This window comes from Burkholderia sp. SCN-KJ (assembly GCF_024656005.1).
GTDB lineage: Bacteria > Pseudomonadota > Gammaproteobacteria > Burkholderiales > Burkholderiaceae > Burkholderia.
The window spans coordinates 54,847-76,607 of record NZ_JANKOG010000018.1; the positions used below are offsets into that span (position 1 = coordinate 54,847).

Below are 21,761 nucleotides of genomic sequence, written 5' to 3' on the forward strand. Positions count from 1 at the left end.
GATAATGAAGTCTCGAGTCCGAAACCGAAGGGTCGGCGCCAAATCGCCGACAACCGTCGGACGTCGTTCGTCCGGGACGGCCAGCAAAACCCGAGGGACTTGAATTACGCCGCAAGGCTCGATTTCCATGGCGGACACGGTTCTGTAGAGCATCACTCGCGAATCGTGGGCTGAGGTTGCGAAGCACGCGTGATCCACGAATTCCGACGGTGGCTCGGGAATAAAATTCTCGAGAGCGCGAACACAGGCACCGTACCAACCCATACAACCTGTAATCCTGCTTCGCATAATTAACACTAGAGCATCTTTAATGCAGTGTGTCGCTTTCACAGCCACCGCATACTGCGCAACCATCCCGAAAAGTGGCGATCGTCCGCTATCATCAGCCCTGATAATAAGAATTATCAGGGTTGTTTCAAAAGGCGGCACAACCTATATGCGCCGCGCGCAACCTTGCCACGTGTCCGTACCGATAGCCGGAGCCCGTGCGCAGCCTCCTGCAATACGGTCGCCGCAGATTCGTGCGCGCTGGCGCGGGCCGCCCCTGGCACCGTTGCCAGCGGAATTAATCGTCCGCCACGTGGACATTGCGCCGCGGCCGGCCGCTTACTTCTCCGCGGCCTCTCGGAAGCGCTTCGCCGATCGTGGCGGGCATCGTGTTCCGCAACCGCAGCATTAGGTAACCCATTGGGTGACGCAATCCGTCAAGCCATCGGCTATCGCCTGCCGTCGCTCGCCCCGTGCGGCACGATCAGCCGGCGCGCCTGGCGCTGTATCGCCTCGAACTGGCTGAGCTGGATCGATCGCGGTTTGGCTGGAAAACTGAAGGAGTGGATTGTTGGGGCTATCCGCCCCTTCGTTCGAGCACCGGAGGGAAATGGGAGTGCTTCGACGGTCGAGGCGCAGCGATCGCATGCCGCCCATCGTCCACGGTGCCAACATGAAGGGCATCGGCCAGGTCGAGCGATGCTTGCGCCGGTGCGCGAATTGGCGAGATACCCATGATTGGTCACGTGGAAGCTGCGTGGGAGCGCGTTCGAGCCGACGACGCGCGCCGCGTGGCACGCTCGAGGACGCAGGCGGTCACGGTCCGTCGCGGTTGTGCGGCGCCACCTCGTGTTCGTTCCGCCGAGAGGGTCCCGGATGTGCGCGATGAGAATATTGCGAAAAATGCGAATAATACGATACTTGAGAAAAATGAGAATTGTGCTATCGTTGCATATACCTGATTGAGGAGGACACCAATGTCCGGCCCATTGCATTACGTCTCGCTGTCCATCGATGATCTGGCACCGTCACGGTCACGTTCGACTACTGATCTGTCGGCCGCACCATATGGCGTGCGATCGACGCCTTCTCAACTGGCCGGAGAAATGTCGGCGGTCGAAAAATTCGTCCGCGAGTGGAAGCCAGTCGCGGAGAGGTTCACGGTTGACGAACTCGGCGCGAACTTCGAATTTTGCGACCCTGATCCGACGGCGACGACCGACGATGGTCTGCCGGAACTCTCATTGGGCGAGCGAGTACTCCTTGAGGAGCTGTCGCTCGATTCGATTTCGGCCTTGGAGCTGTGGCACCGGATCCTAGGAACGCCCGCGGCACTCACCCGCCGCGCCAACCGGACTGACCTGATGCTCGCGGTCGAGCAGTTCGCGGGTCGGCTGTTCAGGCAGCAGGTGACCTTTTATCCCAACGACGTGGTAATCACGTCGTCGCTCGTGCTTGTCAAGGAATTCGCCCGCGACACCTTGCGCGAAATGCTTGACCGGTGTCGTGACATCGCCAAGCAATGCGCGGCTGCGCGTGCATCGCTGCGTCGACGCATCATCAATCCCGCGCCGGAAACTGGCAGCGCGGCCGCGATCGCGAAGCGGTTGAATCCGCTTGGGGCGCCCCCGCAATTCGCCTGAAGGAGATTCACATGGCACAGGTTATTGACGAACGGAACAACGTGGCTGGCATCAAGATTCGTGCGGTACTAGCCGAAGGAAAGCCTCTCAGCTCGACACGCGCTGTGCGGGATGTGGCTGAGTTGTTTGCATCCGACATCGAAGGATCGCTCCGCGGGCGAGTTCCTCCGGAACTGGTGGACGAATCGTTTCATACACTCGTCCTCACCGTTCTGGAGCAGCGCCTGACCACGATGCTCGTCATCGAGGCGGGCGGCCCGGGAGCAACTTCCGAATCGTTGCCTGTTGCCAATCTGAAGCCTTCGGAGGTGATCGAGCAAGGATTGGTACAGCTTTCAATTGCGAGTTTGTACCGGTACGTGGACGCCAACAGGTTTTATTGTGTGAAGCCGCCTGGTCAGACCAACGGCCGCGCGTTCCCCGCATGGCAATTTGTCCAGCCCGTTCCGGAATTGCTGCCACGCATCCTTGAATTGCTCCGAGGTGCCCTGACAACGGAGGTTCACGCTTTCTTCGTGACGGCTCGCGACGAGTTGAACGAGCTTGCCCCAGCAGAGCTACTGGCCGGCAAGCCGTTCGCTGGCCGTGGCGAACTTCATGCAAGTCAGAAGCGACTTTTGCAACTGGCTGCGATGGAGCGTCAGCGTCTCATACTTGAGACGATTCCGCGCCGTGGAGAAAGCGTGGCTCATTGAGTGGCCACCGCAATGCATCAACAACTTAGTATCGAACCACCGGCCGGCATCGGCGAATTGCTGCCGTCGACTGCGCAACTGATTGCTGGCCTGTCCAACGAACTTGTCGTCATCGAAAGCGGCGCACCACTTTATCGCGCGGCCTATTCCCCGCTCGGTATCGTCCCGGATCGCGTGGCACGGGCGTATCGTTTCGGGCCGCCGAGCGCTCTGGTAGGGCCGGATGGAGTCATGCCCTTTTGGTGGCTCTATATGGCCTTTGAACCGGACACCACGGTCTGGGAGGCACGTTTTTGCCAAAACGATCTGACCCGTCCCGGGACGTTTTATATAGACCGAGACGCGGAGTGCCATGGCGTAATCGCGACGCTTCGCTTCCCGCGACCGCTGCGCCTCTGGAATTTGAACGGAGAGGCGTCGAGCCGGCTTGGCATCTTCGACATGCTGTCGAGTCCTGATTACCAATGGTGCCAATGGTTCGGGGCGCGAGTGCACGATGCCCTCAAAATGTGTTCACCAGCCTCACGTCCGGACGGTGTTGTGTATCCGTCGAGGCGGTATCGCGGCCAGGCGGCGATCATCCTTTCGTCGTCGGCGCTCGAGTCGATGCGAACGGACGTGCAGCGTGAACATGTGCGCTTTGTCGAGCACGCGGCGTATCGACGGCTCTTGGACGATCCGTTGCGCGTGCCACCCCCTCTGGCGACTGGCTAGGCGCCGGAGCAGACGGATGGCCCCGCTAACCCTAGGCGAAGTTTCCGTGGTCGCACGCGCTTAACGTGCGACCACGAAGCTCAGGATGGCCATCTCAACGGCGTTGCGTAAGCAGCCGCAGAAGCTCGTCACGTAGGTCCGAGACGTCGAGCAGATGCCTTGCGCGTGTCACCGCCACATACAGCAACCGCATTTCATCATCATCCAAGGTCAGGCACCCGTCGATCCGCTTGAAGCGGAAGTCGTTCGCGACCTTCACGCGTTTCCACTCGAGTCCTTTCGAGCGGTGGATGGTCGAGATCACGTAGTCAGCACCTGTCTCGGGCATGACACGTCGCGCCAGTGCGCGCAGATAACCGCAAATCGTGCGCTGCAGGATCGCGAGACCATCGCCTTCAGAGTCGATGGCGCAACCTGAACCATGTGTGAGTGCGACGACGCCATCGGACATTCGGGAACTCGGCCAATTCATCTGGATGAATGTCGCGGCGGAAATGATCCGCAATGGCTCGCGCAACCGTAGCCGAACAATTCACGGAGGTGAGGATGCCAATGTAGTTGCGTGTGGCGACACGGCCGTCTGCGCGGACAATTCCCTGGAATGTTGCGGGCTCGTTCGAGCGTACAGTGGGACGGGCAGCCTGACCAAATGCGTAGTCCCGCGCGAAATCACCCATCGCGAGGTTGTGAGTGTGCACGTGCTGCCCCGCGCGAATGGGCTGACTCGCAGAGCCGATCACCTGGCCGTAGCGGTGCACCGCCTCACCCTGAGCGATGTCACGTGTCGCCAGTTTGTGCCCGGGCGGAATCAGTCCCGAGACTGTCACCGCTTCCTTGTCGATCACTGTACCGGACACAAGCTGTTCAAGTGCGTTGACGACATCGTCGGCAGGATTGAGCCGTATGACACGAGCCGACATCGACGCGGTAGTTCGTGCAGACGTGTCGGCGATATTCAACGACATGGCATTACTCCTACGTTTCTTGGGGTAAGAGCCATGTGGGACTCGCGCGACGGGGCCGTCAAGCGGTACTTAGTCGCCTTATCCAGCGCTCCAGGGCGTCTTGCAGCGCGTGTACTCAAGTTGATAGAGACTCATATCTGGTGTTGTCGCGCCCGCTTCGGGCAATGCTGCAAGTCCCGAAACAAAACGGTCAGCCGCTGAACGGACATTGTCCGCCCGGCACCCTTCGACTAGCGCGATCCATGTCGGTACCTTGGTGCCTTCTGAACGCGCCTTCTTTTCCGCCGTTTCCACCTTGCTGATCGCTTCGTCGGCAAGACTCGGGGCACGCCCGTGATACCCAGTAGATCCATGAGGGGCGGCAGGACGCGCTGCGAGGGCTATCTGCTGAGACTTGCCGGATGAACTCACCATCTCAAGCCGCCTGGTTGACGTCCCTATCGACGCTCAGTCGCGGCCAGACCGCCCCCAGTTTCGCGGAGGCTTCGCGCAGTAACGCATGAAAGGAGCCGTAACGCTCCGGCGTTATGCGGAGGACCGGCCCGGCGATACTCAATGTTCCGACTACCGTTTTGTCAACCAACGAACGCACGGTCACGGCCATCGCGACCACACCTGGCTCGGCCTCCTCCACGACCAGACCATAGCCACGTTGCCTCGTCAGCTCGAGCTCCGGTATCAATCGGTCGACGCTGTTAATCGCCTTCGATGTCCCTGCGCGATTGGGCTGGCCGAGTCCGCCACGCAGTGCGAGACCGATGGCTTCGTCGTTTGACATGGCCGCCAACCACACCTTCCCGACCGATGTGGCGTGCAAGGCGATGGGGCTGTGCATGGACGGCGAATACATCAGCCCAGGCGCCGCGCCTTGAGACGCAGCGAACCAGGCGAGTGTCCCTTCGTTCACCACTGTTAGCCGCACGAGTTCATGGCACTGCGCTGCGACTTCATCGAGGATTGGCTGCACTAGGCCCGGCAATCCAAGTCCGTGCAGGTATCGCTGACCGAGTAAAGACAGTTTCAATGTCAAGCGGTACTGCGAAGTCTGCTCATCTTGCTCAGCCCAACCTTGCTCGCAAAGCTGCGCAAGCACTCGATGGGCGGGTCCTTTCTCGAGCTCGAGTTCAGCGGCGATATCGGACATTCGCATCCAGCGCGCCTCACGTGCGAGCAACTCGATCGCTTGAAGCGATCGGTCAACTGCTCCCTTGACAACTCTCATAATTTGCGTAATATGGTTCTTACTGGAACGTTGTTACAACTATAAACGATGACATCGAAAAGTCAATCTACTACGGAGACAAGTCATGAACGGAAGCACCCCGGCTGAGGCTGATCGTCAGCGCCAGTCCAGGATAGCCGCAGCTAGCGGCTGGATTGGCTCAGCGCTTGAGTACTACGACTTCTTCATTTATGCGACCGCAGCGTCGTTGCTCTTCCCGCAACTCTTCTTCCCCTCGGGGAACCCGACCGTTGCCATCATCGCATCACTGGCGACTTTCGGCGTTGGATACGTCGCCCGACCAATAGGCGCCATGGTACTCGGCCACGTCGGAGACCGGCACGGCCGGAAGACGGTGCTGATTTTCTGCATGTTCTTAATGGGTATTTCGACGATGGGCGTGGGACTCTTGCCTACCTATCAGCAGGTCGGCCTCTGGGCCCCCGTGATGCTCGTCGCCCTTCGGCTCATTCAAGGGTTCGCCGTCGCAGGAGAGGTTTCCGGCGCCAGCTCCATGATTCTTGAGCACGCACCGTTCGGTCGGCGTGGCTTCTTTGCAAGCTTCACCCTCCAAGGGGTGCAAGCCGGACAGCTGCTTGCGGCGGCGGTCTTCTTGCCGCTCGCGCATTTCATGTCGAAAGAACACTTCGCCTCCTGGGGATGGCGTATCCCGTTTCTCCTCAGCTTTGTCGTTATCGTCATGGGTTTCATCATTCGCCGTCAGGTCACCGAAACTCCCGCCTTCTCCAACGAGCAGGCTCACGGCGAAGTACCTTCTTCACCGGTTGTGGAGGTCCTCCGACAGAGTTGGGATGATGTCTTGCGCGTCATTTGCATGGCGCTCGTCGCGGTCATCGCGCTTCTTGCTACAGTGTTCGGCGCGGCGTATGCAGTGCAGCCGGCCTACGGTATCGGCTTTCCTGTTGGCGTCTTTCTTTGGATTCCGGTTCTTGGCAACATCTGCTCGGTCATACTGATTCCCTTCGTCGGCAATCTCTCTGACAAAATCGGTCGCCGGCCACCAGTTCTTGCCGGCGTGCTCAGCGCCGGGATGCTCTCTTTCGCATACCTGTACGCCATCAGCATCCATAACCTCTGGCTAACGGTTATTTTTTCGGTGCTGATGTGGGGCATCGCCTACCAAGGGTTCAACGGTGTGTTCCCGAGCCTTTTCCCAGAACTATTCCGCACGCGAGTCCGCGTGACGGGGATGGCCATCGGACAAAACGTTGGGACGACGCTTGCAGCATTGACGCCCACACTTTTTGTAGCCGTCGCGCCTCCCGGCACCGCCAACATTCCGCTGAAAATCGGCGCGCTCACGTTCAGCATCTGTCTTGTGGCTGCATTCGCCGCTTTCACAACGCGGGAAACGTATCGCATGCGCCTCAACGACCTTGGCGACCGCAATGCGATCCCGGTACCCAAAGCCGAATACGAGCGCTTGCGGGCCGAAGCGATAGCTGAATCAACCAAAACTGCCGATACGCAACATCTCGGAAATCAGGTTCGTTCCTAGCCGTTCCCGGCTTGGTGCAACGTGGCACCACCGAATAGAAACAATGCGCCCGCGGCGCTTGCGACTTCACTGACACGCAGACAGGAAATGCATATGCATAACGAAGACACACCCCGTTACGACGGCCCGCGCGAGCTCGCGCAATCTCTCAGCGCGTTTGCGCGCATCAGCGCGGCCGAGGCGCCCTGGAACCAGGAGGGTCTGCGCGCCGATTCCGAATATCGCGACCTCGGACTCGCCGCGGTGACCAACGGTCGCATTGGGGCGAAGCACATCCGCGCGTTGAAGCCGTTCACCGATCCTACTGGCTGGCACTGGCACGACATGACTGGGCACTACCTTTATGTGCTGCGCGGATCTGTGACGTTCCGCTTCGCGGGGGTTGAGGGCGACGTGACGCTCAGCGCAGGCGACGGCTTGTCGCAGCCTGCTGGTGTACCGCATAACGTGATGTGGCGCTCCGACGACCTCGAGGTTATCGAGATCAACGAGCCTGCTGTCTACGGGACTTGGGATCTTGAGGTACCCCCAGCACCCTGGAAGTGACTGTCACAACCATTTGCCGCTTTTATGACATAACGTGCTCCCGGCGCATCCGACCGTCGTGAATGGTCCAAAACCGCATGCAACGGATTGCATAAAAGAGATGCGGTACCCGTCGTCAAGTGGCTTACTACTTGAACGGACGTATCCGACACACCCGTAGTGCGCCACATTTCCGAGCAGTCAGGCAAGACTGCGCCATCAGCCAACATAGACGACCACGCAGCAATGGATCCACATATCACAGGAACAACGCGACTCTATGGGTTAGTGGGCGACCCACTGACGGTAGCTAAGTCGCCCCAATTGTTGAACCAACTCTTCACTGAACAGCGCGTGGATGCAGTTTGCGTTCCGTTCTGGGTGAAGGCCCAAAACCTTCCCGCCTTCGTTAGTGGTGCGCGAGCGACGGGTAATCTCTCGGGCATGCTGGTCACCATGCCTCATAAGCAACGGATGCTGGAATTTGTCGACGAGCTAGATTCAACTGCTCGTCAGGTCGGCGCACTCAACGTCATCCGGTGCGAGGCGGATGGACGTTGGGTTGGCGCGATATTCGATGGCGTTGGATGCGTTCTTGGAATGCACTGGGAAGGCAACCATCCTGCGAACAAGTCTGTGCTTCTCATCGGCTCGGGAGGCGCGGGAAGCGCCATTGCATTTGCAGTCGCGTCCGCAGGTGCGAGGAGGCTAACCATTTCCGATATCGATGAACATCGGGCGGCCGACCTCGCGGCAGCTGTTGCTGCCGAGACCGGCTGCGACGTACGTTCAGGGCCACCCGACCCGCAAGGATTCGAGGTCGTCATCAATGCCACGCCGCTTGGCATGAAAGTGGGTGATGCCATGCCGGTCGATCCGGAGCGGCTCGCGCCTGGCGCAATCGTCGTCGACATCATCAACGCGTGCGAGCCAACTCCGCTCCGACGCGCCGCGCAAGCACGCGGCTGCCGCACACAGGACGGAGGCCCGATGCATCGAGGGCAGGCTGTCTATGCACTTAAGTTTCTAGGATTCGATTACCGCCCCGAGGGACGATCAACACCGGATCCACGATGAATAGGTATTTCAAAGGAGAATACGCATGAGAGTTGCTTTGCTGGAGGTCAGCCATTGGCATGTCCCGCTCTATCTTGATGCGCTGGAAGCGCCCGGAATTCAAGTGGTCGCCGTGTCGGATGCGGAGCATGTCAAGGGCGAGGCGATTGCCGCACGATTCGGAAGCAAGCTGTACTCGTCGGCCTATGAATTGCTTGAGCGTGAAGAAGTCGATTTCGCATTTGTGTTCGGACGGCATTCTGAGATGCCGGCGCTCGCGGAGGCCGTGATCGCGCGTAACATTCCGTTCGCGCTCGAGAAACCTTGCGGCGTCAACATGTCGCAGGTCACCCGACTTCGCGAACTAACCGAGCAGGCCAATCTCTATTGCGCCGTGCCATTGATCTTTCGAATGAGCGAGTTGCTCAGGTCGCTCGAAGGTGCGGAGGGCCGCATACCGTCTGACTTCAACTACATGTCGTTTCGTTTCATTGTGGGGCCGCCCAACCGATACGAGGCGGCTGGCGCTGGCTGGGCGCTCGATCCCCTGTATTCGGGAGGCGGATCGACGATCAATGTGGCGACTCACTTCATCGACTTGTTTAGGTTGTTGACCGGGAAGGAGGTCGCGCGAGTCTCTGCCACGATGAACGCAAGGACGCATCGAGGGGCCGTTGAGGACTATTCGCTGCTGACCATGCAAACCGAAGATGGCGTGATCGGCCTGGTGGAAACGGGATATAGCTTTCCCAGTACCCCCGACGAGCAGCGCGAATTCTCGTTCACCCTTGCATCCGACCGCATTTACGCAAAATCCGGTCCGGACCGAATCGAGATTCGCGAAAGAAGCAACCTTTCCGCCGGCACGCGAAGCCGCCGCCTCCAGCTCGAGACGGACATTTACTATCCCTTGTTCGTGAAGCGGGTGCTCGCTGAATGCCAGACTGGCGCAAGGCCGATCGCGTCATTGCGCGACGCAGAGTTGATGATGCAAGTCATGGATGCCGCTTACGCCTCAGCTCGGCAGGGGGGAGCGCTTCAGTCTCTCGAGCCGATTTCCAAGTGACGGAACCGTCTGGATCACGCACTTATGCTGCAAACAAGCCATTGCAATGCGGCCGACTATCCTGCGCCGAAGGAAGGCGACTGGATCGCGCGAGATTTCCGTTTCAACACCGGTGAGGTGATGCCGACGGTACGGCTACATTACCGAACCATCGGCGACCCATCCGGTGAGCCGGTCCTAGTCCTACACGGCACGACGGGTACGGGCGCGAGCATGTTGACCCCTGGTTTCGCGGGAGAGTTGTTCGGCCCCGGGCAGCCGCTCGATGCCACGAAGTATTTCATCATCCTCCCGGACGCCCTAGGAGCCGGTGGATCATCCAAGCCGTCTGACGGGCTACGCACACGATTCCCGGCTTACAACTACGACGACATGGTGCTCGCGCAGCACCGACTACTGACCGAGCACCTGAATATCCGGCACTTGCGCCTGTTGATCGGTAATTCGATGGGCGGCATGCACGCATGGATTTGGGGTGTGCGGTATCCGGATTTCATGGATGCACTGGTGCCAATGGCGTCACAACCGACGGAAATGTCGGGCCGCAATTGGATGCTGCGCCGCATGCTCATTGAGATGATCCGAAACGACCCGGAGTACCAGACCGGCAATTACACGAGCCAGCCCAGTTCTTTGCGCCTTCTCAACGCGTTTTTTTCGCTGGCCACTAACGGCGGGACGCTGGCATGCCAAAAGGCGGCGTCTACGATGGAGCTAGCCGACAAGTACGTCGATGCCAAGTTGGTCCAGCCGTTCACGTTGGATGCCAACGATTATGTATATCAGTGGAATGCCGCGCGCGGCTATAACCCGGCACCAGGCCTGGAAGACATTGAAGCTGCCGTCCTCGCCATTAACGCCGCCGACGACGAACGCTATCCGCCGGAGACTGGCTTGATGGAGCGGGCAATGCAGCTTGTGCGCAACGGCCGGCTGTTTCTTATCGCTGCGAGCGAGGATACGTGCGGCCACGGCACCAATGGGCTCGCTCGGTTCTATAAGCGCGAGCTGCATGAATTGCTACGGACGGCCCCACGCACAGTCGAAGCATAACGCCTCTCCGACAGCAACACCGGCGGCGTCGCAACCGAAAGCCGTCGGATGCTTTCGCGCCCCGGCTTTCCATTCCACCACTGGCGTACTTGGTTTGAGTCAAAAAGCGTCCCGACTGAACTCTGCGTCGCAACGGACCGCAGTGGATTGGGCAGCGAGGCGGTACGTGGTTCTGAAGACAACCCAGCCTTTCTAACGGCTTCCGCCGAATGTCAGGTCCCAAACGACGCGTTGAGAACCGAGACGCAATCTCGAATGTAATGGTGTTCAACAACACGGTGCCGCCTAAGCGGCTGACGCACGCGCGTCAGGGGTTGCGCCAGCGCGTATCCCGGCGGAAATGAAAGTCACCAGATGCTCGGCCTTGCGCTTCAGGGCGCCGGCCTTGACCTTGCCGCCCGAGATACGCTCGATGCGGCTGTCAAACGCACTCATCACCAACGCGCCCACTGCGAACAAGTAGGCCCAGTGCGCATAGTTGGCGCTATGGCCCGGCAGCGTCTTCCTGATTGCGCTGATGAATTCCGCCGCGAACGGATCGAAATATTCAGCAACGATGCCGCGCTCGGCCTCGCGCGGATCGGAAGCTTCGCGCGCAACAAGTTTGGCATACGCAAGTCCGGACTCTGTATTCTGGATCTGCATCACCGGGAGCACGAAGGCGCGCACGATATGCTCGAGCGGGTCTTCCCCTGCAGCCACGGGCTCACGAAGCAAAGCCAACCGCGTGTCGAGCACGGTCTTGCGGCGCTCGAACAGGGCGCGGTACAGACCCATCTTGGTCTCGAAGTGATACACGATCAACGGTAAGCCGACCTCCGCCGCCGATGCAATATCCCGCATCGAAACGCCATCGAAACCGCCTTCGGCAAACAATCGCTCGGCCACGTCGAGCACCCGCTCACGCTTGCTCGTCTCGACCGTCCGTTGCGCTCCCTTCCCGCTCCGTACGCCGGCCGCCCTTACCGTGACTTCCTTCGCCTGCATGGTTTCTCCGCTGTCCTGTGGCTCGATTGCCCCGAATGCCATTCCGCTCATTACGCGGCGCCAGTTTACACCAACACAATACTGACTGTACGATCGTACAGTCTTAATAACGTGACCGCTGCTATGCGGCGTTGAAGGTAAGTCCCCAAATCAGGAGCAGCCGCACATGACACGACGCTTCATCGATCTATCAATCTATCTGGAAAACGACGTCATTTCCGATCCACCGGGTTACGGCCCCAAGATTCAGTATCTGACGCACCGGAATACGGCCAAAGCCGTTACGGCCTTCTTTCCCGGACTGCAGGAAACCGACCTGCCGGACAACGAAGGCTGGGCCATCGAACACATCCAGTTGAGCACACACAACGGGACGCACCTGGATGCGCCCTATCACTTCCACAGCACGATGAACGATTCGAATGGCGAGCGGGAGCGCTCGATCACCATCGACGAAGTGCCGCTCGATTGGTGCTTCCAGCCCGGCGTGAAGCTTGATTTCGCCGGTTTCGACGATGGCTACGTCGTGACTGCTGCCGACGTCGAAGTCGAGCTTGCGCGCATCGGCCACGAACTCAAGCCGCTTGAAATCGTCGTCATCAACACGCGTGCAGGCAAGCGCTACGGACAACCCGACTATGTTTCCTCGGGTTGCGGCATGGGCTTCGACGCGACCATGTACCTGCTCGAGCGAGGTGTTCGCCTGACTGGCACCGACGCGTGGAGCTGGGATGCGCCATTCGTACATACAGCGAAAAAATATGCCGAAACGCGTGATGCATCGCTGATCTGGGAAGGACACAAGGCCGGCCGCAAGATCGGTTATTGCCACCTGGAAAAACTCCACAATCTCGAGGTGCTGCCACCTCACGGCTTCTTCATCTCGTGCTTCCCGCACAAAATCCGGGGCGCCTCCGCCGGCTGGACTCGCGCAGTCGCGATTTTCGACGACGCCCTCAATGCAACAGCTTGCGACCCGCATCGCACCGCATAGGCAAGGAGCCTCGATGGAACTGAATCACACACACGACGTCACTCAACGCAGTTGGCTGGAAGCGGCCAACGTGGCAGGGACCGATTTTCCGTTGCAGAATCTGCCACTCAGCGTGTTTCGCCGCAGGGGCGTCGGCGAAACCTGGCGCGGCGGGATCGCGATCGGCGACCAGATCGTCGACCTCGCTGCGTTACAGCAGGCGGGCTGCATGGCCGGTCTGGCACTCGAGGCCGTGCGAGCGGCCACGGCAACCACACTGAATGCACTGCTCGATATGGGGCCGACTGCCTGGCGGGCACTGCGTCACGCACTTTTCGACCTGCTTCAAGCCGGCAGTCCGCATGAGCCGGGCGTACGGAAGACGCTGGTATCACAGGCGGAAGCCGAGTACGCCGTACCCGTGCGCATCGGCGACTACACCGACTTCTACACCTCTCTCGATCATGCGGTGAACTGCAGCCGCCCGCTCGGCATGGCGATCAGCCCGAATTTCGACTGGCTACCCATCGCTTATCATGGCCGCGTGTCGTCGATTGACGTCAGCGGTCAGCAGGTTTACCGGCCAATGGGGCAATACCGCCCGGATCCGTCCGCCCCGCCCGTTCACGACGCCTGTCGCCGGCTCGATTACGAGCTGGAACTGGGCGCCGTGATCGGGGTCGGCAATCCGCGCGGTCATTCGATCCCGTTGCGTGACGCTCAACAGCATATTTTCGGGCTCTGCCTGCTGAACGATTGGTCCGCGCGCGACGTCCAGTCGTGGGAAATGCAGCCGCTCGGGCCATTCCTCGCGAAGAATTTCGCGACGACGATATCGCCCTGGCTGGTCAGCCTCGAAGCATTGCTGCCGTACCGCACCACGTGGTCACGCGTCGCCGAACGCCCGCAGCCACTCGACTACCTGTCTTCACACGACAACAGCACGGTCGGTGCGTTCGACATCCAGCTCGAGGCGTCGATCCTCAGCGCGCGTCAACTCGCGCAAGGACGGCAACCGTGTACGTTGACGCGCACCAGTTTCCGGCACCAGTACTGGACGCTGGGGCAGATGATCGCGCACCACACAATGGGGGGCTGCAACCTTCAACCGGGTGACCTGCTGGGAAGCGGCACCATCTCCGGGCCGTCATCGGGAGAAGCCGGCGCGTTGATCGAACTCACGGCAGGCGGCGCGCAACCCGTGGATATCGGCAATGGTGAAAGCCGCACGTTCCTCGACGACGGCGATACCGTCATTTTCCGGGGCTGGTGCGAACGCGATGGTTTTGCTCGAATCGGTTTCGGCACCAACCACGGAACCGTTTTGCAGGTGCCGACCGCGGAAAGCGCTCATTGACCGCAAGTCATTTCGCAACCGGCCACTGATTCAATGCGAGGGCCGCGTTCGTGGTCCTCCGCTTTGAAGCGCCCCGCGGGTGGACTCGCGGTGTCCGCGCGCCGTGCTTGAACATCGCACCCCAAGGCCAGGACGCATTCGTGAAATCGCCGCCAGCAAATAGCGCTGGCGGCGATTTCACGGCATGTGTTTCGGGTGCGCTAGAAGAGGTGACGAACACCCACGACGATGCCCACACTGCTACCGGTTGGCTCATACAGCGCACCATTCACGGTGAACCCGGTGTGCATCAACCCGTGGTTGTTCACGCATGCCGCGGAGCCATACAAGGTCGTTCGTTTCGACAGAAAGTAGTCCAGCCCGACAGACGCCAGCAAAGAATGATTCCCGGAGTCGTTGCTGTCCCGCATGTACCAAACGCCTACGTCGGTGGACAGTACCGGCGTGATCAGATATTCGCCGCCCGCGGCGTACACTTTCTCGTTGAAGGAGCCTGCGATCTTGTAGCTTGTGTACGATCCCTTGAGTGTTGCGCCTCCCCAGCTATAGCTCGCGCCGACCGTTCGACCGCTGAATTCGATCGTTGACGGGAATGGTGTGGAAACGCTGGCTGAACCGCCGGGATTTCCACTGAAGAGGGCAGCGTTCACGACCAGGTCTTTCCATTCGTATCTCACGCGAGCCGCATACTGGCGCCCCGCCTGAAATCCCTTTGGATCGCCGCCCAGCGCAAGCAATGCACTCGCCTGCAAGCCGGCGATCGTCGGGCTCGTGTAGGACACGGCATTCGCGACGAAAATGCCGGTCGCAAAAAAATTGCCCATGTAGATTCCGGCCTGACTCCCGAAGAACGACGCATGCCGCGCGTCCGTGTCGACGATCGCAAGTCCGAACGGCGAGTACTGCAGGCCGGCCTTGACGGTACCGAAGTGTCCGGAGAGCCCGACGAAGGCTTGCCGCCCGAAGAGATTCCCGTTCGAGTTGCCCAGCGCCCCATTGTTCGTCGTAAAGCCGCTTTCGAGCGTAAAGATCGCCTTCGTACCTGCGCCCAAATCCTCGGCACCGGTGATACCGAAGTGAGAACCCGAGATCCCACCATCCGTTGCCGACACCTGATGCGGGCCGCTCGTACCCGTTGCGGCGTCGAAGGTACGGCTCGCGTACATCACGCCGGAGTCCAAGACACCATACAGCGTGACGTTACTTTGCGCATGCGCGATTGACGATAAGCCCGATACTGCGATCGAGAAAGGGATCAGCAGCATCGGAGGGATTTTTTGCATCTTGCTCACGTTTTAATGTCTCCTCCAGTCATGCAGTACTGCAAAATAATTGAATAAGAATCTGCCTCCGTGCGGCGTCCGACGTATGGCGATCAAATGAAGCCGGAAAGATGGCCGCTCCGGCTTCGGTCCTCGGTGTGCTGCCGGGCACGCACGCCGAAGCGTTGGTTTTTCTTGAACCGCCGCCGGCCAGGGAGTGATGTCCCTTGCGACGTTGCCGAGGGATCGGATCGCAAATTTGATCGCACATCCGCCGCAATCGGTTCACGGTATCGATGACGCGGCAAAGCGGTAGCGTGTTTCCGCTGCTGCTTTGCCGCTCCACCCAAGCGGCCCGCGCCGCACTGGCCCGCTCGAAGTACGCGAACCGATCGCGCGGTCATGTATTCACGGAAAGCGCCAACGGCATCAAGTCGCGTGCTTGCGTCCGCGAGAGGACGTACAGCTCGAACCAGTTGCACCACTCGACCATCAGGTGGTCCGAGTGGCCGTGAATGAGTTCTTCCGGCGCGGTCGATGGCCAGAAGATCTCCAGCCGCGCATCGAACCCCGGAAACGTGTCCCTGAATTGGTGCAGCAAGTAACCGACGATCACACCGTCAGGCGTCTCGACGCGCCCCATCATCCGGTTCGGCATATCGGGTGCCGGTTCGATCGGGATACCGCTCCAGTCATCCAGATGGCGGAGCTTCAGGAGGGCCGGCGACTTTGCATGGCCGGGTACTTCCAGAATGCCGACACGCCCGTCCGGGAGCGGTAGGGCACCGAGATGCTCAGGGTGAGCACGAAGCATTGCCGGGCTGTTCGGCCCGCCATATCCCTCCCAGAACCAGGCCACGAACTCCGCGCTGGTGCCCACCGCCACGTGCGCTTCGGCAACTGACGAACTGAAGCGGCCATTCGCACGCAGCGACCAATCCTTCTCGTTCGATTCGTGCTCCGCGATCTCCTGCGCGAATAGGCTGACCATGCCGTCTGCCCCCAGTTTTTCCATGAGCAAGGCCATCATGTAGCGCGCCCTTTTGACCTCCATTCTGAGGATGTCCTCGCAGGCCACCTCCGTACCTGACTTGAAAAACGTGACTGCTTTCACTTGAACCTCCGTCGCGCTGGTGAACGAGTTGCCATGTTTCCCGACTCGCGCCACTAACGCAAGTAAACTTGCGTTAGTGTTTACCGCATGCCTGTCGACCGTCGCTCATGGTCGGACAGCCGTGACGACGCGGGCAGTCGATGCAACGATGTGTAAAATCCGCTCATGCCAAAGTCAGCCGAACAAGAATCCCCGTCGCCTCGTCGCCGCCTGGGCGGTCGCAGCGCACGCGTCCGTGAAGCCGTGATCTCCGCAACGATTGCCCAATTGCAGGCAGCGGGTTTCGAGGGGCTCAACATCGGTGCCATCGCCGCGCTCGCGGGCGTGCATGAGAGTTCGATCTATCGCCGCTGGAAGAGCAAGGAAGGGCTGATGATGGAGGCCGTCTTCGAGCTTTTTGCCGAGCACATCGCGATACCGGATCGTGGTTCGCTGCACGCGGATCTCGTCGCACTGCTGTCGGCAACCGCGCGCTACTTGCGAACGGGCGTGGGCAGGTCTGCCATTCAGTTCGTGCTGGCGACGTACAACGATGCGACCTTGGCGGGCGAACTGCGCAGGTTGTGGGCGAACCGCTTTTCGGCGGTTCAGCAGATTTTCGATCGCGCCGCAAAAATGGGCGAGTGGCCGCAGGGGGCGGATCCAATGCCCCTGCTTCATTGCCTGATCGGTGCCGTTTATCTACGCACACTGATCCTGCACGAGCGCGTCACGACCGATCAGATTCGAGAACTGACGCGTTGGATGCTTCGCGGGCGAGACGCCTGAGCATCGGGCAATCTAAGAGATCAGACCATCGGGGCCGGCCAAGCGCTCGAAGAGACTCCGTCAATTGCGATTGGAACAGCCGATCGTGACATGGTGATAGGGTTCCTACGCCAACAGCCCTCAACCGAGCGCTTGGTGACCCTGAGAAACGGACGCGAGCACCGATGCTGGTTCATTGAGTTTGAGTGGTACTCGGGATGGAAGGTGAACCGCCCCGGGAATCGTGGAGGCTGGTTGATTTAAGTTGATGCGGGTTCAGCGGCAGCTGTTTCAAGTCGCCGATAGTAGCCTGCCTCAGCTTCGGCGGACGGGGTACAGCCGAGGGGTTCCGTCAACCGATGATGATTTACCCAAGTACTACTCGGATAGGCGTTGCCAATTCAACGGATAACTTCGTCAGGCAGCCCCACCGCGCATCTGCGAAACGGCCCGCGCGCGCGCCGTGAACGTCAGGATCACCGCACCGGCGAGCGCCGATGCGCCGGCGAGGGCGAACGCGCTCGCGTACCCGCCGCCATACTGAACAAGCCAGCCAGTCACGCTCGGCGACAGGATGCCCGCGAGATTTGCAAGCAGGTGAACGAACCCGCCCGCCGAGCCGACACGATCGCGCGGCACGATTTCCTGCAGCAGCGACCAGCACGCCTGCGGCGCCATGAACGCGAACAGGCTCGCGATCGCGATCAGCGTGACGGCCGCACCGAGCGAGCTCACGCGCGACGCCAGCAGCACGCAGGCCGCTGCCACCGCCAGCCCGACGACGATCACGATCTTGCGCGCGAACAGCACGTCGCCAGTGCGGCGGTAGATGCGGTCCGACACGGTGCCGCCAGCCACGAAGCCGACGGTCGCGCCAAGCCACGGAAGGATCCCGACGACGCTCATCTGCTTGATATTCAGATGCTGGTAGTCGGTCAGGTAGCTCGGCAGCCACGACAGGAAGAAGTACAGCACGTAGTTGAAGCTGAAGAACGCGAGCGCGACGCCGAGCACCGGCCGCGACAACAGATCGCGCAGTAGCGGACGCACGGCGTGGTCGTCCGCATGCGCATCGGGTGCGACGTCGATCATCCGGTCGGATGCGATCTCGCGCGCCTCTTCCGGCGACACGCGTGGATGGCTGGCCGGATCGTCGCGGAACAACGCCCACCACGCGGCGAGCCACACGAAGCCGAGCGCGGCGATCACGACGAACGACACGCGCCAGCCGAACTGCAGCGCGACCAGACCGACGATCGGCGCCGCGATCGCCGCGCCGAGCGGCTGCCCGGCATTGGTCCAGCCGACCGCGCGTCCCGCCTCACGGCGCGGGAACCAGTTCGAGATTGCCTTGTTGGTGGTCGTCCCCATCGGCCCTTCGCCGATCCCGAACGCGACACGTACCACGAGCAGGTGCGCGAACGATCCGGCCAGCGCGGTAGCGCCGCAGAACAGCGACCACACGCCGGCCGCACACGCGAACACGCGCCGGGGCCCGAACCGGTCCGCGGCCCAGCCGCCGACAAAGCAGAACACACAGTAGCCGATGAAGAAGCTGCTGAACAGGATGCCCATCTGCGCGTCGTCGATGCCGAGTTCACGCTTGATGATCGGCGCGACGACGGACAGCGCCGCGCGATCGAGATAATTCAGCATACCGGCGCCGAACAGCAGCGCGCCGATCCACCAGCGGTAACGCGTTTTCATGTTGTCTCCTGTCGAGCCGGGCAAGTGCCTGCGCATCCGCCCGGCTTCATGGTTTCCGATTGCGCCGCCACATCGGCGACGGCTTCAGATGCGTGCGCCATGCGCACGCTTCCTGCGTTCAACCGATGGTCGCGTGCGCGATCGTGTTGCGTGCCAGCACCGCTTCGTCTGGCAAGAAGCCAAGCCCGGGCACATCGGGCAAGCGCAGCCGCGCCCCGGGCCGCTGCGCGTCATGCAACCGCTCGGGCCAGTCGAGATAGGGAATTTCGAGCGCGACATCGTCGGGCAGCGCCGCGACCACGTGCGCGGTCGCCAGCAGCCCCGCTCCGTAGTAGAAACAGTGCGGCACAACGCGCACGCCGTGCTCCGCCGCAAGCGCGATCACTTCCGTGATGCCGGTCGGTCCGCCGATCTTCGCGATGCTTGGCTGCGCGACGTCGAGCGCCCCGTGTTCGAACAGGTCGCGAAAGCCCGCGACACCCGACGCGTTCTCGCCCGCCGCGACTGGCACGCCGGCGCCGCGCACGCGCGCGATGCCGCCCGCGTCGTCGCAAGGCCACACCGGTTCCTCGATCCAGCCGAGACGCAGGTCGGCCAGCTCGCTCACATGCCGCAGCGCGTCGCTCGCCGACCACGGGCAGTTCACGTCGACCATCAGTTCGCTGCCGGCCGGCAGTGCCGCGCGCGCGGCCGCGATGGCCGCACGTTGCGTCTCGTGCAGCTTGATGCGCCGGAACCCCTCGTCCGACGCCAGCCGCACGTGGCGCGCGACTTCGTCGGGGTCGTTGTCGTAGCTGACCAGGCTCGCATACACGTCGATCTCGTTGCGATGGCCGCCGAGCCAGCGATACAGCGGCACGCCGACCGCCTGCGCGGCGAGGTCGTGCAGCGCCGTGTCGATCGCGGACAACGCGTACAACACCGGTCCGGTGCGCCCGAACGCATGCAACGCGCGATCGGCCGCGTCACGCAATGCGGCGATCCCGTGCCGCGTAGGCTCGAATTCGGCGCCCTTGAACCAGCGGCCGACCGGGCCTTCGAGCGCGGCGAACGTGACGGGATTGACCATATGACCGAATGCTTCGCCCCAGCCGACGCGCCCTGCGACATCGGTGAGCCTGACCAGCAGCGACTCCATGCGGCGCAGCGAGCGGTCTGCGGCGTTATACGAGTCCGCGGCGGCCGGTTCAACTGCGGCGGCGGGACGGCGGCCCGCATCGAATGCGAGCGAAAGGCGAATGACTTCGATGGCGACGATTTTCACGAACGTATTCCCGGTGCGGAGGGTCGGGGGCATGGATGCGGCCGACGGCGGAAAATGCGATGTGACGGACGACGGCAGCAGTGCGAGACCGTTCGACTGCGTGCCGTCGGCCGCCAACATAGTCAGTCATCGTATAACTGTGGTCGTCGTTGTGCAACCTATCTCCAACTACTTTCCGCATGTTTACTAGGATGGCTCACATCCACATATTATGTGACATCTTATGACTTAATTCCAACGGGGAAGACGGAATTCAATGTTTCATGGAATCCAGAAGCGGAGGCGTGGAGTAGTCGCATCAGGCGAGTTCTAGGAGAAAGCACTGCAACCATCGACATTAGGGCGTCCGTCGTCCCTCCTCCCTTGACGAGACAAAAGCGACGCTCGTGCATGCGGCTGCTTATTCGGGCATTCCGCAGGGCCTCCGCCCGTTCAAGGCCGCGCACGAAGTGCTGATGGCGCAGCGATTGTTGAAGTAACGACGCGCCGACTGCCGGGGCTCCCGCGATCGGATACCCCGGCATGGACCGGCGCACGCGGCCGCCATCATCACAGCGCGTTCGGCGCTCTCCTCCCGTCAAGCACGGCCGCGACATTGTCGAGCGCGGTAAGCCCCATCTGGTCGCGCGTCTCGATGGTCGCACTCGCCATGTGCGGCGACAGAAACACATTGTCGAGTGTGGCAAAGCGCGGATCGATGTTGGGCTCGTTCCAATAAACATCAAGCCCCGCGGCGAACAGCCGATGCGAGGTCAACGCGTCGTAAAGCGCATCCTCGTCGACGAGACTTCCACGCGCCGCGTTGACGAACACCGCACCGTCGCGCATCAAACCGAACAAACCGAACTCGCGGCGCGTCATCAACGGCGTGCCGCCGCCCGGCACGTGCAGCGTGAGGATGTCGCACTGCGGCAGCAGCGTGTCGAGATCCCCGCAATAGCGCGCGCCGGCCTCGATCTCCGGCGGTGCCGGCCGCCGATCGGTATAGATGATCTTCATCCCGAACCCGCGTGCGCGCTGGGCGACCGCGCGGCCGATCCGGCCGAAACCGACGATCCCGAGCGTCTTGCCGTTCACGCGCGTGCCGAGCATGTCGGTCATGCCGAACGACTTGCCCCACCCCGCGCGCACGATGCGCTCGTATTCCGACGCACGCCGGCACGCGGCCAGAACGAGCAGCATCGTGAAATCGGCCGTGCAATCGGTCAGCGCGTCGGATGCGTTGCTGACCGTGATGCCGCGTGCGCGTGCGGCGGCGACATCCATGTGGTCGTACCCGGCGCTCGCATTCGCGATGATCTTCACGCTCGGCGGCAATGCCGCGATGTGCTCGGCTTGCAGCCCCGATTTCTTGCCGATCAGCACCGCCGGCGTCTCGTAGCGGTTGCAGAACTCGACGACGGACGGCGCGTCCATGTCGGCGTCCGTGACATACGCGTTGAATTCGGATTCGGCGCGTGCGGCCACCGCGGCGGGAACGCGTCGCGCAACCAGCAGGCGGGTGCGATTGTTGTCAGGCATGGTCTCGTCCTTGAGTCGGAAAACGGAACACAGCCTACGAACGGCAGTCGGCGCCGGTCAATATTGATTGATTCGATCAACATATCCGCGCGGCCGTGCGCGCC

The 21,761-nt window shown here is 61.2% G+C and carries 19 protein-coding genes and 1 pseudogene; 11 read left to right on the top strand and 9 right to left on the bottom strand.

The features are described from left to right. The first annotated feature begins 1,244 nt into the window (after positions 1-1,244). Genes NQV17_RS26310 through NQV17_RS26320 form a run of 3 tightly spaced genes read left to right on the top strand, consistent with a single transcriptional unit; the run spans position 1,245 to position 3,319 of the window. Positions 1,245-1,910 (top strand): hypothetical protein, encoded by a 666-nt coding sequence (locus tag NQV17_RS26310; protein WP_257774499.1) that lies wholly within the window; start codon positions 1,245-1,247, stop codon positions 1,908-1,910. A gap of 11 nt (positions 1,911-1,921) precedes the next feature. Next, the gene (locus NQV17_RS26315; RefSeq protein ID WP_257774500.1) at positions 1,922-2,605 is read left to right on the top strand and encodes a hypothetical protein; all 684 of its coding nucleotides are present in this window, start codon (positions 1,922-1,924) and stop codon (positions 2,603-2,605) included. Positions 2,606-2,617: 12 nt separating this feature from the next. Further along, a complete protein-coding gene (locus NQV17_RS26320) occupies positions 2,618-3,319 on the top strand; it encodes an RES family NAD+ phosphorylase (protein ID WP_257774501.1) in 702 nt (233 codons plus the stop codon). A gap of 94 nt (positions 3,320-3,413) precedes the next feature. Here NQV17_RS26320 and NQV17_RS26325 read toward each other — a convergent pair whose 3' ends face one another. The 3 genes and pseudogenes from NQV17_RS26325 to NQV17_RS26335 all read right to left on the bottom strand — a co-directional run bounded on the left by NQV17_RS26325 (position 3,414) and on the right by NQV17_RS26335 (position 5,506). Then, positions 3,414-3,647, bottom strand: a complete 234-nt coding sequence (locus NQV17_RS26325; protein WP_374692753.1) for an ATP-binding domain-containing protein — start codon at positions 3,645-3,647, stop codon at positions 3,414-3,416. Between the two features lie 24 nt (positions 3,648-3,671). Continuing rightward, positions 3,672-4,284 (bottom strand): annotated as a pseudogene (locus tag NQV17_RS26330) (UxaA family hydrolase); the annotation flags it as partial. Positions 4,285-4,699: 415 nt separating this feature from the next. Continuing rightward, entirely contained in the window at positions 4,700-5,506 is an 807-nt protein-coding gene (locus NQV17_RS26335; protein WP_257774502.1) for an IclR family transcriptional regulator, read from the bottom strand. An 85-nt stretch (positions 5,507-5,591) separates the two neighbouring features. Between NQV17_RS26335 and NQV17_RS26340 the strand changes: the two genes are divergently transcribed. From NQV17_RS26340 to NQV17_RS26360, 5 genes are all read left to right on the top strand, one after another. Beyond that, entirely contained in the window at positions 5,592-7,025 is a 1,434-nt protein-coding gene (locus tag NQV17_RS26340) for an MFS transporter (RefSeq protein WP_257774503.1), read from the top strand. 93 nt (positions 7,026-7,118) lie between these two features. Further along, positions 7,119-7,571 carry a cupin domain-containing protein gene (locus NQV17_RS26345; RefSeq protein ID WP_257774504.1) on the top strand — a complete coding sequence of 151 codons (453 nt, stop codon included), beginning with the start codon at positions 7,119-7,121 and terminating at the stop codon, positions 7,569-7,571. 225 nt (positions 7,572-7,796) lie between these two features. After that, positions 7,797-8,627, top strand: a complete 831-nt coding sequence (locus tag NQV17_RS26350; RefSeq protein ID WP_257774505.1) for a shikimate dehydrogenase — start codon at positions 7,797-7,799, stop codon at positions 8,625-8,627. 25 nt (positions 8,628-8,652) lie between these two features. Next, positions 8,653-9,672, top strand: a complete 1,020-nt coding sequence (locus NQV17_RS26355) for a Gfo/Idh/MocA family protein (RefSeq protein ID WP_257774506.1) — start codon at positions 8,653-8,655, stop codon at positions 9,670-9,672. 24 nt (positions 9,673-9,696) lie between these two features. Next, positions 9,697-10,725: an alpha/beta fold hydrolase gene (locus NQV17_RS26360; protein WP_257774507.1), complete on the top strand. Its 1,029-nt coding sequence runs from the start codon at positions 9,697-9,699 to the stop codon at positions 10,723-10,725. A 285-nt stretch (positions 10,726-11,010) separates the two neighbouring features. On the opposite strand, the gene NQV17_RS26365 is transcribed toward NQV17_RS26360, so the two are convergent. Continuing rightward, the gene (locus NQV17_RS26365) at positions 11,011-11,712 is read right to left on the bottom strand and encodes a TetR/AcrR family transcriptional regulator (RefSeq protein WP_257774508.1); all 702 of its coding nucleotides are present in this window, start codon (positions 11,710-11,712) and stop codon (positions 11,011-11,013) included. A 166-nt stretch (positions 11,713-11,878) separates the two neighbouring features. On the opposite strand from NQV17_RS26365, the gene NQV17_RS26370 reads away from it, so the two are divergent. After that, positions 11,879-12,706 carry a cyclase family protein gene (locus NQV17_RS26370; protein ID WP_257774509.1) on the top strand — a complete coding sequence of 276 codons (828 nt, stop codon included), beginning with the start codon at positions 11,879-11,881 and terminating at the stop codon, positions 12,704-12,706. Between the two features lie 13 nt (positions 12,707-12,719). Beyond that, positions 12,720-14,042 carry a fumarylacetoacetase gene (gene fahA, locus NQV17_RS26375; protein WP_257774510.1) on the top strand — a complete coding sequence of 441 codons (1,323 nt, stop codon included), beginning with the start codon at positions 12,720-12,722 and terminating at the stop codon, positions 14,040-14,042. A 200-nt stretch (positions 14,043-14,242) separates the two neighbouring features. Here fahA and NQV17_RS26380 read toward each other — a convergent pair whose 3' ends face one another. Both NQV17_RS26380 and NQV17_RS26385 read right to left on the bottom strand, forming a co-directional pair. Continuing rightward, positions 14,243-15,325, bottom strand: coding sequence for a porin (locus NQV17_RS26380; protein ID WP_257774581.1), 1,083 nt, complete (start codon positions 15,323-15,325; stop codon positions 14,243-14,245). Between the two features lie 379 nt (positions 15,326-15,704). Further along, positions 15,705-16,418 (bottom strand): hypothetical protein, encoded by a 714-nt coding sequence (locus NQV17_RS26385; protein WP_257774511.1) that lies wholly within the window; start codon positions 16,416-16,418, stop codon positions 15,705-15,707. Positions 16,419-16,661: 243 nt separating this feature from the next. Here NQV17_RS26385 and NQV17_RS26390 point away from each other — a divergent pair, with 243 nt between their 5' ends. Beyond that, complete coding sequence (locus tag NQV17_RS26390) at positions 16,662-17,186, top strand: TetR/AcrR family transcriptional regulator (RefSeq protein ID WP_257774512.1); 525 nt, start codon at positions 16,662-16,664, stop codon at positions 17,184-17,186. A gap of 396 nt (positions 17,187-17,582) precedes the next feature. Here the strand turns inward: NQV17_RS26390 and NQV17_RS26400 are convergent, their stop codons facing one another. The 3 genes from NQV17_RS26400 to NQV17_RS26410 all read right to left on the bottom strand — a co-directional run bounded on the left by NQV17_RS26400 (position 17,583) and on the right by NQV17_RS26410 (position 21,657). Next, on the bottom strand, positions 17,583-18,872 hold the full coding sequence (locus tag NQV17_RS26400; RefSeq protein WP_257774513.1) for an MFS transporter: 1,290 nt from the start codon (positions 18,870-18,872) through the stop codon (positions 17,583-17,585). A gap of 118 nt (positions 18,873-18,990) precedes the next feature. Next, positions 18,991-20,136, bottom strand: a complete 1,146-nt coding sequence (locus tag NQV17_RS26405; protein ID WP_257774514.1) for a mandelate racemase/muconate lactonizing enzyme family protein — start codon at positions 20,134-20,136, stop codon at positions 18,991-18,993. 549 nt (positions 20,137-20,685) lie between these two features. Continuing rightward, on the bottom strand, positions 20,686-21,657 hold the full coding sequence (locus NQV17_RS26410) for a D-glycerate dehydrogenase (RefSeq protein WP_257774515.1): 972 nt from the start codon (positions 21,655-21,657) through the stop codon (positions 20,686-20,688). Positions 21,658-21,761: the final 104 nt, after the last annotated feature.

Coding starts and splice junctions, on each gene's coding strand:
- NQV17_RS26310 (WP_257774499.1), top strand. CDS start 1,245: ATGTCCGGCCCATTGCATTACGTCTCGCTGTCCATCGATGATCTGGCA.
- NQV17_RS26315 (WP_257774500.1), top strand. CDS start 1,922: ATGGCACAGGTTATTGACGAACGGAACAACGTGGCTGGCATCAAGATT.
- NQV17_RS26320 (WP_257774501.1), top strand. CDS start 2,618: ATGCATCAACAACTTAGTATCGAACCACCGGCCGGCATCGGCGAATTG.
- NQV17_RS26325 (WP_374692753.1), bottom strand. CDS start 3,647: ATGCCCGAGACAGGTGCTGACTACGTGATCTCGACCATCCACCGCTCG.
- NQV17_RS26335 (WP_257774502.1), bottom strand. CDS start 5,506: ATGAGAGTTGTCAAGGGAGCAGTTGACCGATCGCTTCAAGCGATCGAG.
- NQV17_RS26340 (WP_257774503.1), top strand. CDS start 5,592: ATGAACGGAAGCACCCCGGCTGAGGCTGATCGTCAGCGCCAGTCCAGG.
- NQV17_RS26345 (WP_257774504.1), top strand. CDS start 7,119: ATGCATAACGAAGACACACCCCGTTACGACGGCCCGCGCGAGCTCGCG.
- NQV17_RS26350 (WP_257774505.1), top strand. CDS start 7,797: ATGGATCCACATATCACAGGAACAACGCGACTCTATGGGTTAGTGGGC.
- NQV17_RS26355 (WP_257774506.1), top strand. CDS start 8,653: ATGAGAGTTGCTTTGCTGGAGGTCAGCCATTGGCATGTCCCGCTCTAT.
- NQV17_RS26360 (WP_257774507.1), top strand. CDS start 9,697: ATGCTGCAAACAAGCCATTGCAATGCGGCCGACTATCCTGCGCCGAAG.
- NQV17_RS26365 (WP_257774508.1), bottom strand. CDS start 11,712: ATGCAGGCGAAGGAAGTCACGGTAAGGGCGGCCGGCGTACGGAGCGGG.
- NQV17_RS26370 (WP_257774509.1), top strand. CDS start 11,879: ATGACACGACGCTTCATCGATCTATCAATCTATCTGGAAAACGACGTC.
- fahA (WP_257774510.1), top strand. CDS start 12,720: ATGGAACTGAATCACACACACGACGTCACTCAACGCAGTTGGCTGGAA.
- NQV17_RS26380 (WP_257774581.1), bottom strand. CDS start 15,325: ATGCAAAAAATCCCTCCGATGCTGCTGATCCCTTTCTCGATCGCAGTA.
- NQV17_RS26400 (WP_257774513.1), bottom strand. CDS start 18,872: ATGAAAACGCGTTACCGCTGGTGGATCGGCGCGCTGCTGTTCGGCGCC.
- NQV17_RS26410 (WP_257774515.1), bottom strand. CDS start 21,657: ATGCCTGACAACAATCGCACCCGCCTGCTGGTTGCGCGACGCGTTCCC.